This window comes from Apibacter mensalis (assembly GCF_001418685.1).
Classification (GTDB): domain Bacteria; phylum Bacteroidota; class Bacteroidia; order Flavobacteriales; family Weeksellaceae; genus Apibacter; species Apibacter mensalis.
Genome location: NZ_LIVM01000006.1, coordinates 144,296 through 158,590, shown reverse-complemented (window position 1 = coordinate 158,590; position 14,295 = coordinate 144,296). Strand labels below are relative to the sequence as shown.

The window sequence follows — 14,295 nt, the reverse complement described above, 5'->3', positions numbered from 1 at the left end:
GTAGAATCTTTGCCTTATTTTGAAAACTACATCACAAAACAAATTAATTACTAAATAAAAATAACTAACATGAAATATAAACGCAGTTTAGCTCTTTTCTTTTCGGCAGCATTTATTTTAGGCTATGGCCAAAAAGCCTCTCTAGATAATTTCCAAATAGATAATGATACCATTAAAAAAAGACCTTCACTTGTGGAACGCATGAATAGTGATAGCTCCCAACTTTCTCAAGGAATTAAGTTAAACTTTATTAAAGAATTAACCGGAGGAGATGAAAATAGCTTTACTCCTACACTAAAATACGGAATCGGTATGGTATTAGAAACTATTTACCAACAAGTTCCAAGCGAGAAAGGACCTCATAAAGAAGCATACTCAAGCTATAATTTTCAACCGGCTGCATTCAAAATAGGATTTATACATACAGATATGGCTATCTCTCCTAAATTGAGTGCTAGTGTAACTTGGAATCTTCATGCTAGTAAAATCACGGATGCTTTTATTAAATATAACTTACATCCCTTACTTAATTTACAATTAGGACGTTTTAAAGGAGCTGGAAACAGAGCTGCTAATGAGACTTCTGCATATGACTTAGATTTAGCTGATTTTACTTACACATCTGAAAATCAAAGTGCGGCCCAAGGTGGTCCGGATTTGAGACATTACGGTATAAACGTTTCAGGGAAAGTAAAAAATTTCGTTAAATACGCGTTTTTTTTACATAACAGCGACAGTAATCGAGATAGATATTGGTCTTCATTCAATGATGGCCCATCTGAAGGTCAAGGAAATCATGGTTTGGAGTTTAAAAGCTGGGATGCATCCCTTCGCTTTTTCCCAGTAAAAAATGTTGAATTCGGTGGTCATATGGGCTCTGTTAATCTTCCGGGAATGGGCTTTAAACAAGCTTGGGCTTATTCAGGGTTTTTATATTATATAAATCCTAACAAATACAAATTTAAATTTGATTATGGAACCTTTAAAAAAGTAAGATTTACAAGCATTGATGAAAATGGAAACACTATATTTGTAACCCCTAACAATATGGATTATACCAAACATGATTTTGTTAAGGTAAACAAATTAGGTTATTCTTTACTTGCAGGATTTAACATTACTCCAAAAATTGAGCCAGTTGCAAGATTTGAATATTTTAATCAAGGAAATAAAGATATTTCCGGATTTAACTATGAAAAGCTTTATTTATATACTGCCGGGATTAATTTTTATTTATATCCTAACAGTCCAAGAATGGCAAAATTAACAGCGTTCTATCAGCATAGAGCAGAAACCGGAGGTCCAAGCATAGCTAATGATTGGTTCGGTTTAAGTTATCAAATTGTGTTATACAATAATACGAAAGGAATTTTTTAACATAATAAAAAACATATAAAACTTAAAATACATTTAAAAAAGATAATTAGTTACTGATAATTCTATTTTAAATGTATTTTTTGTTTTTATTTTATAAGGATAAATTAAATAACTAAAATCAAAAAAGATGAAAGAAAAATTCATTTTAGCTTTAGACCAGGGAACTACATCTTCCAGAGCTATCTTATTTAACCATGGAGGAGAAATTGTATCTGTTGCACAAAAGGATTTTACCCAATACTTTCCAAAACCGGGTTTAGTGGAACATCATCCGGAAGAAATTTGGTCTTCGCAAATGTCTGTAGCTGCCGAAGCAATAGCTAAAAAAGGTATATCCGGTTTAGATATAGCTGCGATAGGTATAACCAATCAACGAGAAACCACAATAGTATGGGATAGAGAAACCAGCGAAACTATTTACAATGCAATCGTTTGGCAAGACCGAAGAACTTCCAAATATTGTGATGAGCTTAAGGAACAAGGTTTAACTGATATGATCAGAGAAAAAACCGGTTTAATATTGGATGCTTATTTTTCAGGAACTAAATTAAAATGGATATTGGATAATGTTCCGGGAGCCAGAGAAAAAGCCGAACAGGGAAAACTTTGCTTCGGTACAGTAGATACCTGGTTGGTTTGGAAACTTACCAGAGGAAAAATGCATGTTACCGATGTTTCTAATGCTTCTCGTACCTTACTCTTTAATATTCACACATTGGAATGGGATGAAGATTTGTTAAAATTATTCAATATTCCTAAATCTATGCTGCCTGAGGTAAAACAAAGCAGTGAAATTTTCGGAGAAACCTCCACTACTTTATTTTCAACCAAAATTCCTATTTCAGGTATTGCAGGAGATCAACAGGCTGCTTTATTTGGTCAATTGTGTACTAATAAAGGAATGGCTAAAAATACTTATGGTACGGGATGTTTCTTATTATTAAACACAGGAGAAAAAGCGGTTTTATCCAAAAATAATTTATTAACTACCATTGCGTGGAAAATAAATGGTAAAACCTATTATGCACTGGAAGGTAGTGTTTTTGTAGGTGGTGCAGCTGTTCAATGGTTAAGAGACGGTGCTAAAATTGTTAAAACCTCCCCAGACACTGAAAATTTAGCTAAAACAGTTCCGGATAATGGAGGAGTATATTTTGTTCCTGCACTCACCGGTTTAGGTGCACCCTATTGGGATCCATACGCTCGTGGAGGTATTTTAGGAATTACAAGAGGAACTACAGACGGGCACATTGCCAGAGCTACTTTAGAAGGTATTGCTTATCAGGTATATGATTTAATCAAAGCTATGGAAGCTGATTCCGGAGTACAAGAGCTTGAATTAAGAGTTGATGGTGGAGCATGTTCTAATAACCTAATGATGCAATTCCAAGCTGATATTTTCGGATTTAATGTGATCAGACCCAAAACTTTGGAAACTACTGCCTTAGGAGCTGCTTATTTAGCCGGGCTAGCCGTCGGGTACTGGAGCGGTATTGATGAACTTCAAGCTCAAAGATCAGTAGATCGCGTATTTACACCTGAAATGGATAAAGAAAAGGCTGAGCATTACGTTAAAGGTTGGAAAAGAGCGGTAAGCAGAGTGCTTAATTGGGTTGATGAAGAAGACAAATAAAATATTCTAGCAAAATTATTTCATTAACATGCTTTTATGTAGCATTGAAAAAAGAAGTAAAATTAAAAGTTTCTAACATGTTCTTAAAAATTGGTTTTTTTAAATTTTTGTGGAAATAATTATAATCAGAAACAGTTGCTAAATAAATATTGTTACTAGCTAGCAAATCATTACAATGGTCAATAGATAAGTTTACGGATGCTAATTCTGATTATCAGTAGAAGAACTACTCAGCATTCAGCATCTGTAAATCTATTCGGCAACACATTATAAAAAACTTAAATTAGATAATTATCAACTTTATAATAATTTCTGAAACTTTTAGGCAATATACTTCAATTTTTGAGTTAATTGAGGTGAAATTTTCGATATATTACCTGATAATTTTAGATTATGGTAGAATATTTATATTTTTACAATCTAATTTAGATTCTGATCTTAAATAAAAACAAACCAAAATCCAATAATATGAAAAAAACTCTTATTTTACTTGCAACTTTTATATCCTCTATTTCATTGTATAGTCAAGAAATAGAAAGATTAAATTTTAACCTTAGCTTACGATCCAATCACCTTTGGAGAGGTATAACTGTTACAGACGGAGCCATGACCGATGTAGACATAAATTATGCCTTAGACAATAAAAAATACCTCAAATTAGGAATTTGGGGAGGTATCGGTCTTGGTGATACGAATGGACAACACTATCATGAAATCAATTACTATCTACACTATAGTACCGAAAAATGGGGTGTAGGTGTATGGGATATATTCAATTCTACCGGAAGAGTAAAAGATGCTAAGGATAATGATATTTGGAATTACGATCATAAAACATCAGGACACAGATTTGATTTCAGAGCTTACTTTGTTTTTTGTGAAAGCTTTCCTTTAAAACTTGATTATGGAACTTCGTTTTATGGAGATGACAGAAATGAGAAAGGAGATCAAAGATGGTCTACTTATACCGGCTTAATTTATCCTATCGTAAAGGGTAAAGCAGTAGATTTAGATATATTCTGCGGTGCTGCCTTTGGCCTAGCCGGTAAATCTAGCTTTTATGGCAACGAAAAGCACGATTTCGACATAGTCAATGCCGGAATTACTGCTTCTAAAGATGTAACTGTGCTAGGATATAAATTACCTGTTTCAGCCACGGCAATGTGGAATCCCTCACGTAAGGAAGCAAGAGTTCAAATTGCCACTTCATTATTTTAAAAATAATTATATATCCTTTTATAAAAAATGTCGGTAAACTAAATACCGGCATTTTTACATCTTTTAATTTTTAAAATCACTTTCATATAAAAAATAATTTTATAATTTTACGCCTAAAGCATAAACTAAATACATAGAATTATAATTAAATTGAAGCAAAGACTATTTCTGTAAATGCAAACATTCATAAGAAGCAACTTAGTTCTATTATCTTTACTTTTTTTTTCTATACATCTTTTCTGTCAAATACATATTAAAATTGTAAATATTGAAACAAAATTACCGGTCGAAAAAGCATTGATTTATAATGAATCAAATCACCTACTAGGGCTCACTAATATAGATGGTATCATCACTTTAGATAAAAATGTAAATAAAATAATTATTCGAGTTGACGGTTACCTGCCTAAAATAGAAATGATTGGAAAGATGGATAAAACTATTTATTTATTTAAAAAAATCAAAAAAAAGAGTGATTCGAAGGCAGTATTTATTTTAAAAAAAGCATGGGAGAATAATAAAAAAAATAATGCAGATCATCTTAATGCTTATAAGTTTGATTCTTATGTAAAATTTACACTTGACATGCCTTCTGATTCCGTTAGATATATTCACAACCCTAAAAGAAAACTCGACACATTAAATAATAAATTAAAAGGCTTCTTAGAAAAAAGTATGGTTTTCCTTGGTGAAAGGACTATGCTATATGAATATGATAAAAAATTAGGCAAAAAGGCCATTGTAACTGCATATAAAGCAGGAGGATTCAGTAATCCGCAATTTTTTAATTTCTCTATTGCAAAATCAATGATCAACAATTATCCTGAAATGCTCAAGCCTAGAGAAATGCAAGGTACTATATCGAGATTGGTGGACAGTGTCTATATAAATAATAGAAAGACATATGTTATATATACCTATTCTCATGGAAAAAGTGAAACTCAATTTTATAAAAATCTAACATTTTTTGTTGATTCTGAAACCTATGCACTCGTTAAATTAATTGGTAATAATTCTAAAATTTCCAACATTTATTATGAAATCACCTATGCTCCCTATGAAGGAATCTGGTATACAGAAGATGAGTATATGAAGACAGAAATTCTAAGTAGTAATTTCATTAAAAAAATAAACAAATTACTCCCTAAAGGGTTACATTCCATAACACGATTAAATACTACAGCTACTATAGATTCTCATGTAACCAATTTCACCAATGATATTTCTTACAGTCCTAAAGATTTTAAGGGATATGAATATGTTATCTCAAAAGAGGTTTCCTATAATGCAGATGAAAAGATATCAGCACTTCGACATGATTCCCTAACTCATCGAGAAGCTACTACTTATAATGAATTATACAGAATATCTAAAGCATACAAACTGGAACCTAAATTGAGGTTTTTAAGAACACTTACCGAAGGTGAATTAGAACTCGGATTTTTTAATTTTGACATATACAGTATATTCAGCCATAATCTATATGAGTCTTTTCGTTATCAGTTAGGTGGACATACTAACTATAAATTCAGTAAAAATACACGTATTGGAGGATATATTGCCAAGGCGACCAGAGATGAAGAAGTTAAAGGAGGTGCTGATGTAACTTTTTTTATAAATAAGCATCAAGGAGGAGAATTATCCATTAAAGCAGAAACAGATGTACTTCCGGTAGGAAGAACCAAAATAAAATATTTAACTCCTAAAGATGAGCTTTCAGCTAAAACTAATAATATTTACAACGGTGATTATTTTAGCTATAGAAAAGTTGAATTATCATATCAGCAAGATTTTTTAAAAAATATTGATATAACTTTTTCCTTTGATTACCAAAGACAACGGGTAAATTTTCATTATAAATTCAAAGATTATGATGAAAGTACTTGGTTTAACTATGTAAATACAGCCATTCGCTTACGTTATGCTCCCAATGTAAAATATATCGAATCGAACAATGGAAAATATACTTTACAAGATAAGCCACCCTATTATTATTTTACTTACGTAAAATCTTGGAAATTATTTGAAAACAGTACCAGTATTCATCGTTTATATTTCTCGGCTTTATATTCATTTTTATCTAAATTAGGTAAAACTGAAATTATCGGGAATATAGGAGCTACTTTTGGGGATACTCCCATTATGAATTCATTTGAAGGCAATGGAGTAGCTAAGCATGGAAACAGTATTTGGGGAAGATTTGGCCTTAAAGGATTTCAAAGTTTTGAAACCATGAAGCCTTCGTCCTTCTTTTCGGATAGATTTATTTCTTTTCAATTTACCCACCATTTAAGGCCTTTACGTGTAAGTGAATTTAAATCTCTTCATTTTTCCATACTATATAATGGACTTATTGGATGGATGCCGAATAAAGACGTTCATTCTCATTTTGAGTTCGATGTTCCAAAAGATTATTACCAGGAAGTTGGCTTTGAAGCAAATAAACTATTATTAGGACTTGTAGGAGTAGGCGTATATGCTCGTTTAGGTGCTTATAAGGTCGGAAATTTAGATCAGAATCTGTCTATTAAGCTAACTATGGAATTATGAATCTTTAAATATATAAATGAAAATTTATATTTAATCATTCATTTATATGAATAGGAATCATTAAATTTCTTCTATTTTTAATTTTATTTATATACTTCCGGATTAACTATGCAAGGTAATTTTTATCTTTTTAATCGGAAATAACATTTGCAGCACAAAGAACTGACACAGCATTCCGTACTTTTATAGTTGCATGTACGATATTATAAGTAGTAATCGTAACATTTTCCTTTTTTAATAATGGATTATACACTTTGGTGGGTTACTTCGGAATCAGTTTCATCCAATCCAACTACCAAATTTCTTCTTCTTTAATCGCATTTGTTAAATCACTTTCATTAATTGTAGAGCCTTTTGTTGTATTTATTAGAATAAAAAGTTCTTTTCATTTTATATAATGCTTCAACATTAAAAAAATTCCTTTATTTCATCTGTTAAACGTATATGTAATCTTATTACCTCTGATTGTTCCAATAATTTATCGAAAGAAATATCATATGCTCTAAGGTCTTTTTCAACATACTTTTGTTAATGCCGATAACTATAAATTTCTCATCCCATAAGCATCTTTACAGCTTTAGCTATTTTAATACCTATACACCCATATCCAATATCCCATTTTTTTCCATTCAATTCTTGTCCTAAATACTTTACGTATAAAAAAACCGGCTTCAAGTTTTATTCGGTTATTAAAAAAAGTTTTTTTTAAAAACATCCAACAGCAATAGGTGAGTAATGACTTATATTGCATTACTAAGTAACTACATCCGGAATATTTACGACAGGTATGCCCTAACAATTTACATTTATCAATTACTTGATCAAGTGAAATAGGATCTGAACAAGCCCACATGTTAACCTCATATCCTTCTTTTTAAGCATATCCACTATCCACTTCCAATATTTTACTTGAATTAAATACATTCATATATTTATATTAAAAATAAAGTCCGAAGTTAATAGCCGGACTTTATCTATAAGTTTAAAATTTTAAGGATTGGTAGACCATAATGAAGCATTTGCCAACAAAGCTCGTTTATTTAATTTAAGAATATCTATAACTAATTCTGCAAAATCATCCGGCTGTAGCACTTTTTCCGGATTACCATCCGTAATTTTTAATAATTTTACAGACATGTCTGATGCAATAGTACTTGGAGTAAGAGTTGTTACTCTTATATTATGCTTCCTCATTTCATACATCAATGATTCTGACAAGGAGATTAAACCGGCTTTAGAAACACTATATGCTGAAGTGTTTGCTCCCCCCTTTAAACCTGCCGTCGATGAAACGTTAATAATGTCTCCCCCCTTTTTTTCAATCATAGCAGGTAAAACTGCTCTTGACATAAAATAGGGTCCAAAAAGATTGGTTTGTACAATACTTTTCCACTTATCAACAGGCATCTCCAAAAAACCTTGAAATGCCGAAATTCCCGCATTATTTATCAAAATATCAAAAGATCCAAAACTGCTTTGTAATTTTTCCATTTCTGATTCAACCTCTTTTTGATTAGAAATGTCAAAAACTGAATATGCAGCTCTTATTCCTTTTCCTTCCAATTCCTTTACAGTCTCCTTTACTGTTTTTTCATCTCTTCCTGTAATTGCTACATCAACACCTTCAGCAGCTAAAGCTAAAGCCACTGCTTTTCCTAACCCTCTGTTACCTCCAGTAACTATTGCTTTTTTACCTGTCAGCTTTTCCATAATAATTTATATGATTTTATAACTTTGCTAATTCGGAATCTATAAAATCCATTTGTTCTTTACTTATTTTTATATCGGCAGCTTTTGCATTTTGTATAGCTTGTTCAGCATTTCTTGCTCCTGCTAAAGCTATAGTAATTCCGGGTTGCTCAGCAGTCCATTTAAGCACTAATTGAGCTAAAGTTGCTCCCTGTTCATCCGCAATTGGTTTAATTTTAGCCAAAAAATCACCAATCTTTTTAATACTTTCCGGTTGATACATTTTCATATCTCTTCTTGCATCTCCTTCTTGAAATTTATGATCCGGTTTAATTTTTCCGGTTAACAATCCCCTTTCCATAGGACTATAAGCTAAGATAGATTTTTTATTTTTAATACAATAAGGAACTATATCTTTTTCTATTTTACGATTTAGCATACTATAAGGAACTTGATCGGAAAGTATTTTACATGCCTTATTTGCATCTTCTATCTGAGAGGTAGAACAATTACATACAGAAGCATGGCGTACTTTACCTTGCTCAATTAATTTTGCTACAGCTTCAAATGTTTCTTCAATGGGTGTAACACATTCCGGCCAATGCAGTTGGTATAAATCGATATAATCGGTTCCTAAACGTTTTAAACTTTGTTCACATTCATATATAACACTTTCTTTACCGGCATATTTATAAATATCGATATCTTTTCCCGAATTGTCTTTACTGTGCATCGCTAAATCCCCTTTAGCTAAATCCCAACGCATTCCAAATTTAGTTAAAATTTGGACCTTATCTCTAGAAATTCCTTTAATAGCTTCTCCTACTATTGATTCACTTGTCCCTTGGCCGTAAATAGGAGCTGTATCGATAGATGTCATCCCTGCATCATGAGCAGATTTAATAGCTTCTACTGCCACTTTTCTTTCTGTTCCGCCCCACATCCATCCTCCGGCAGCCCAAGCTCCGAAAGTTATTATCGATAAAGATAAATCTGAATCCCCTATTTTTCTATGTTCCATGTTTTTTAGGTTTTTGATTAATTATAATTACTGTCGTTATTTTTATGATTTAAATCTTATGGTTTTTAAAATATATTCAGATTATAATGAAAATATTATACCAACGTAAGACTTTGTAAATAAAAATTTTACAATTATATAGTTTTACTAAATTTAACTTATTCAATTTCCTCTATTTTTGTTATCACATTATTTCATATATTCTAAATTTTTAGCACGAATATTATTTTCATTTTAATAGTACAATTCTTAAAAAAAGGGACAAATCATCTATTTACAACTTATTCAAATTTTTAATTTTTTAATAATTTACAAAATATTTATTCCTTTTAGTTTATCATTAAGATCAAATATATGATTTTGAATATAAAAAATTATACTATTTTTTTATCATCTCATTTTTATGACTTTCTTATTATGAAATACTAATTTACCGTTTATTTTATTTTATTTAATAAAATTGGATTTTTTTTTTGATAATATGTCAAAAATTTCAGGCATAAACTTCTAATTAATTTATTAAACAATATGTAAAAACTAAGGGGGTGTTTGATTTTTTTTAATATTATATTTATATTTACCCTATAAAAAAACACATTTTATGTCAACATTACGTTTTTATGCTTTAAAAAGGCTACCCTATTTGCAACCTAAACATATAGAAATTCCAAAAAAATTATCTGAATTATATTGTGAAAATGTCTTCTCAGAATCCACCATGCGTGAATATCTGACCAAAGAAGCATATCAAAGTATTTTAGATGCCATAAAATATGGTAAAAAAATTACCAGAGAAATTGCGGATCAGGTCGCTGTTTCAATGAAAGAATGGGCTATGTCTAAGGGTGCTACCCACTATACCCATTGGTTTCAGCCCTTAACCGGTGAAACAGCTGAAAAGCACGATTCTTTTTTCAATCCTATAGGAGAAGGTCGGGCTATAGAGCGATTCAGCGGTTCTTTATTAATTCAACAAGAACCTGATGCTTCCAGCTTCCCTAACGGTGGTATACGCAATACATTTGAAGCTAGAGGTTATACCGCTTGGGATCCAACTTCACCGGCTTTTATTATAGATACAACCTTATGTATCCCCTCTATTTTTGTTTCGTATACGGGTGAAACGTTAGATTATAAAACACCACTATTAAGAGCATTACAATCAGTAGATGAAGCCGCTACCGAAGTATGCCAAGCATATTTCGATAAAAACGTAAGCAAGGTTTATTCAACTCTCGGTTGGGAGCAAGAATATTTTTTAGTGGATTCTTCTCTTTTTCAAACTCGTCCTGATTTGGTTTTAACCGGACGAACTCTTCAAGGGCATGCTCCTGCTAAGGGTCAGCAATTAGAAGACCATTATTTCGGTTCTATTCCCACTCGCGTTAGAAACTTCATGAAAGAGTTGGAAATTGATTGTATGAAATTAGGTATACCGGTAACTACCAGACATAATGAAGTTGCTCCGAATCAATTTGAGTTAGCACCATTATTTGAAGAAGCCAACTTAGCCGTAGACCATAACTCTTTATTAATGGATGTGATGAAAAAGGTAAGCCGTAGGCACGGTTTAAACATATTATTTCATGAAAAGCCGTTTGATGGAGTTAATGGCAGCGGAAAGCATAATAACTGGTCGCTTTCAACTGATACCGGTGAAAACTTATTAAGCCCGGGAAAAAACCCTAAGAAAAACCTTCAGTTTCTTACTTTTTTCATCAATACAATAAAGGCTGTGCATGACTATGGTGACTTATTACGTTCTTCGATTGCATCTGCCGGTAACGACCATAGATTAGGTGCTAATGAAGCTCCTCCTGCCATTATATCTATATTTATAGGATCTCAGTTAACAGCAGTTTTAAATGAATTAGAAAAAGTCACCAAAGGTAAGCTTTCACCGGATGAAAAAACCGATTTAAAATTAAATATTGTCGGAAAAATTCCTGAACTTTTACTTGATAATACAGACCGTAACAGAACTTCGCCCTTTGCTTTCACCGGGAATAAATTTGAATTCAGAGCAGTGGGATCACAGGCAAATTGCGGTGAGCCTATGACTGTTTTAAATACAATAATGGCTTATCAATTGCAAAAATTCAAAAAAGAAGTGGATGAATTAATTGATAAAGGTCTTAAAAAAGACGAAGCGATATTTAATATTCTTCGTGATTATATAACTGCATCACGAAATATTTTATTTGAAGGAGACGGATATAGTGAAGATTGGGTTAAAGAAGCAGAAAAAAGAGGTTTGGAAAATAAAAAAACTACTCCTGAAGCTTTGAAATTTGAATTAAACAAAAAATATATTGAGCCTTTTGAAAAGCTAAATATTTTAACACCTAAGGAGATTGAAGCCAGAAATGAAATCAAATTGGAAAAATATTCTAAAATGATCTCTATTGAAGCTAAAGTATTAGGAGATATGGCAAGAAATCATATTGTTCCTGTTGCTGTAGATTATCAAACCAAATTGATTGAAAATGCAAAAGGTCTAAAAGATATTTTTGGTGAAAATGAAATGAAATCCATGTGCAAAGAGCAATTGGATCTTATAAAAAATATTTCTTCTCATATTACAGAAATTAAAAGCGGGGTTGATAAATTGTTTAAAGAAAGAGATAAGGCTATTGCAATTTCAGATCCTGCAAAACAGGCTGAAACTTTTTGTAATAAAGTAAAACCTTTATTTGATAAAATCAGGGAACATTCTGATGCATTGGAAATGTTGATTGATAATGAAATGTGGCCATTAACTAAATATAGAGAATTGCTTTTTACGTTAAAATAATCTATAAAAATTATTTAGTAATTATTATATATGAGAGGGTCGATGAAAAATCAGCCCTTTCTTTTTTATCTTTTTCTATCCAGTTTATTGCCCAACCTTGTAATTCCATCCGGGCATTATCTTATTGATAAAATTACTTATTTATATACTAACTTCTCCTTTATTTATAATGATTATAAATATCATAATAGTCTTTAAAAACGGCAAATGTCATGTTTTATAATTCTGTTAATATCTATTTTTGACGCTATCAAATTTATAAAACTAGGCTTTATATGGCAATACCGGATTTTAAGTATCAAGAAACTTTTGAACAGGGTAAAGATCAAACAGAATATTATTTACTAACTAAAGATTATATTTCAACCACTACATTTGAAGGGAAAGAAATCCTTAAAATTGAGCAGGAAGGTTTAACTCTCTTAGCTCAACATGCTTTTCATAATGTTGAATTTTTACTTCGACCGGAACATCAAAAACAAGTAGCAAGTATATTATCAGATCCAGACGCCAGTGAAAATGATAAATTTGTGGCTCTTACCTTCTTACGAAATTCTGAAATTTCAGCTAAAGGAATTCTTCCTTTTTGTCAAGATACAGGAACAGCGATTATTATGGGAAAAAAGGGTCAACAGGTATGGACCGGCGGAAATGATGAGGAAGCTCTATCTAAAGGTGTATACAATACATTTACTTCTGACAATCTGCGTTACTCTCAAAATGCACCTTTAGACATGTATAAGGAAATTAATACAGGAACCAATCTTCCTGCTCAAATAGATTTATACGCAGTAAACGGACAGGAATATAAATTTTTGTTTGTAGCAAAGGGAGGTGGATCGGCAAATAAAACTTATTTGTATCAGGAAACTAAAGCACTGTTGAATCCCGATAAATTATTTCCTTTTTTAGTTGAAAAAATGAAATCCTTAGGTACTGCTGCTTGCCCTCCTTATCATATTGCTTTTGTAATTGGCGGAACTTCTGCAGAAACCAATCTGAAAACCGTTAAACTTGCTTCAACTAAATATTACGATAATTTGGCAACTTCAGGAAATGAAGGCGGACGTGCTTTTCGGGATCTCGAAATGGAAAAAAAGTTATTGAATGCTACCCGAGAATTAGGGTTAGGGGCACAATTCGGAGGTAAATTTTTCGCCCATGATATCAGAGTTATACGCCTTCCACGACATGGCGCATCCTGTCCGGTAGGTATGGGAGTTTCTTGTTCTGCCGATCGAAATATTAAAGCAAAAATAAATAAAGACGGTATTTGGATTGAAAAACTGGAAGATAATCCTGCGCGATTAATTCCCGAGCAGTATCAAAAAGCGGGAGAAGCAGGAGGAATTAAAATTGATTTGAATCGTCCCATGAAAGAAATACTTACAGAATTGTCCAATTATCCTGTTTCTACTCGTTTATCTTTAACAGGAACTATTATTGTGGGACGAGATATAGCCCATGCGAAACTACAAGAAAAACTTGATAATGGAGAAGAATTACCGCAATATATAAAAGACCATCCTATCTATTATGCCGGACCGGCAAAAACACCTGCCGGGTATGCTTCGGGTTCAATGGGACCTACTACCGCCGGAAGGATGGACTCCTATGTGGATTCTTTTCAATCCCATGGGGGCAGTTTAATTATGATTGCTAAAGGAAACAGGAGCCAACAAGTTACAGATGCCTGTCATAAATATGGTGGTTTTTATTTAGGAAGCATAGGGGGACCTGCAGCTATTCTTGCCCAAACCAATATTAAACACTTAGAATGTTTGGAATATCCGGAACTGGGTATGGAAGCTATTTGGAAAATAGAGGTGGAAAATTTTCCTGCTTTTATTCTTGTGGACGACAAGGGTAATGACTTTTTTCATCAAATTAAATATGATCCATGTAGTTGTTAATTAATTTTATCTTTATAATTTAAAAAGCAGCTTAATTATATAAGCTGCTTTTTATCTTGATCCATAGGTATAAATTAATAGACCTATATTTATTACGCTT

9 protein-coding genes are annotated in these 14,295 nt (G+C 32.0%); 6 read left to right on the top strand and 3 right to left on the bottom strand.

Annotation, left to right across the window (positions count from 1 at the left end; genetic code table 11):
• The first annotated feature begins 69 nt into the window (after positions 1-69).
• The 4 genes from ASC36_RS05970 to ASC36_RS05955 all read left to right on the top strand — a co-directional run bounded on the left by ASC36_RS05970 (position 70) and on the right by ASC36_RS05955 (position 6,778).
• Positions 70-1,377, top strand: coding sequence for a hypothetical protein (locus ASC36_RS05970; RefSeq protein ID WP_055425581.1), 1,308 nt, complete (start codon positions 70-72; stop codon positions 1,375-1,377).
• Positions 1,378-1,504: 127 nt separating this feature from the next.
• Positions 1,505-3,010, top strand: coding sequence for a glycerol kinase GlpK (glpK, locus tag ASC36_RS05965; protein ID WP_055425580.1), 1,506 nt, complete (start codon positions 1,505-1,507; stop codon positions 3,008-3,010).
• Between the two features lie 468 nt (positions 3,011-3,478).
• Complete coding sequence (locus ASC36_RS05960) at positions 3,479-4,228, top strand: hypothetical protein (protein WP_055425579.1); 750 nt, start codon at positions 3,479-3,481, stop codon at positions 4,226-4,228.
• Positions 4,229-4,402: 174 nt separating this feature from the next.
• Entirely contained in the window at positions 4,403-6,778 is a 2,376-nt protein-coding gene (locus ASC36_RS05955; protein WP_055425578.1) for a hypothetical protein, read from the top strand.
• A gap of 586 nt (positions 6,779-7,364) precedes the next feature.
• Here the strand turns inward: ASC36_RS05955 and ASC36_RS10675 are convergent.
• The 3 genes from ASC36_RS10675 to ASC36_RS05945 all read right to left on the bottom strand — a co-directional run bounded on the left by ASC36_RS10675 (position 7,365) and on the right by ASC36_RS05945 (position 9,488).
• A complete protein-coding gene (locus ASC36_RS10675) occupies positions 7,365-7,631 on the bottom strand; it encodes a hypothetical protein (protein WP_141656212.1) in 267 nt (88 codons plus the stop codon).
• A gap of 137 nt (positions 7,632-7,768) precedes the next feature.
• Complete coding sequence (locus ASC36_RS05950) at positions 7,769-8,488, bottom strand: 3-ketoacyl-ACP reductase (RefSeq protein WP_055425577.1); 720 nt, start codon at positions 8,486-8,488, stop codon at positions 7,769-7,771.
• A 16-nt stretch (positions 8,489-8,504) separates the two neighbouring features.
• Positions 8,505-9,488, bottom strand: coding sequence for an aldo/keto reductase (locus tag ASC36_RS05945; RefSeq protein ID WP_055425576.1), 984 nt, complete (start codon positions 9,486-9,488; stop codon positions 8,505-8,507).
• A 601-nt stretch (positions 9,489-10,089) separates the two neighbouring features.
• Here ASC36_RS05945 and ASC36_RS05940 point away from each other — a divergent pair.
• Both ASC36_RS05940 and ASC36_RS05935 read left to right on the top strand, forming a co-directional pair.
• Positions 10,090-12,282 carry a glutamine synthetase III family protein gene (locus ASC36_RS05940; protein WP_055425575.1) on the top strand — a complete coding sequence of 731 codons (2,193 nt, stop codon included), beginning with the start codon at positions 10,090-10,092 and terminating at the stop codon, positions 12,280-12,282.
• A gap of 275 nt (positions 12,283-12,557) precedes the next feature.
• On the top strand, positions 12,558-14,195 hold the full coding sequence (locus ASC36_RS05935; RefSeq protein WP_055425574.1) for a fumarate hydratase: 1,638 nt from the start codon (positions 12,558-12,560) through the stop codon (positions 14,193-14,195).
• The last annotated feature ends 100 nt before the right edge of the window (positions 14,196-14,295 follow it).

Excerpts from the sequence above, each read along its gene's own strand:
- ASC36_RS05970 (WP_055425581.1), top strand. The coding sequence starts at position 70 with ATGAAATATAAACGCAGTTTAGCTCTTTTCTTTTCGGCAGCATTTATT.
- glpK (WP_055425580.1), top strand. The coding sequence starts at position 1,505 with ATGAAAGAAAAATTCATTTTAGCTTTAGACCAGGGAACTACATCTTCC.
- ASC36_RS05960 (WP_055425579.1), top strand. The coding sequence starts at position 3,479 with ATGAAAAAAACTCTTATTTTACTTGCAACTTTTATATCCTCTATTTCA.
- ASC36_RS05955 (WP_055425578.1), top strand. The coding sequence starts at position 4,403 with ATGCAAACATTCATAAGAAGCAACTTAGTTCTATTATCTTTACTTTTT.
- ASC36_RS10675 (WP_141656212.1), bottom strand. The coding sequence starts at position 7,631 with ATGTGGGCTTGTTCAGATCCTATTTCACTTGATCAAGTAATTGATAAA.
- ASC36_RS05950 (WP_055425577.1), bottom strand. The coding sequence starts at position 8,488 with ATGGAAAAGCTGACAGGTAAAAAAGCAATAGTTACTGGAGGTAACAGA.
- ASC36_RS05945 (WP_055425576.1), bottom strand. The coding sequence starts at position 9,488 with ATGGAACATAGAAAAATAGGGGATTCAGATTTATCTTTATCGATAATA.
- ASC36_RS05940 (WP_055425575.1), top strand. The coding sequence starts at position 10,090 with ATGTCAACATTACGTTTTTATGCTTTAAAAAGGCTACCCTATTTGCAA.
- ASC36_RS05935 (WP_055425574.1), top strand. The coding sequence starts at position 12,558 with ATGGCAATACCGGATTTTAAGTATCAAGAAACTTTTGAACAGGGTAAA.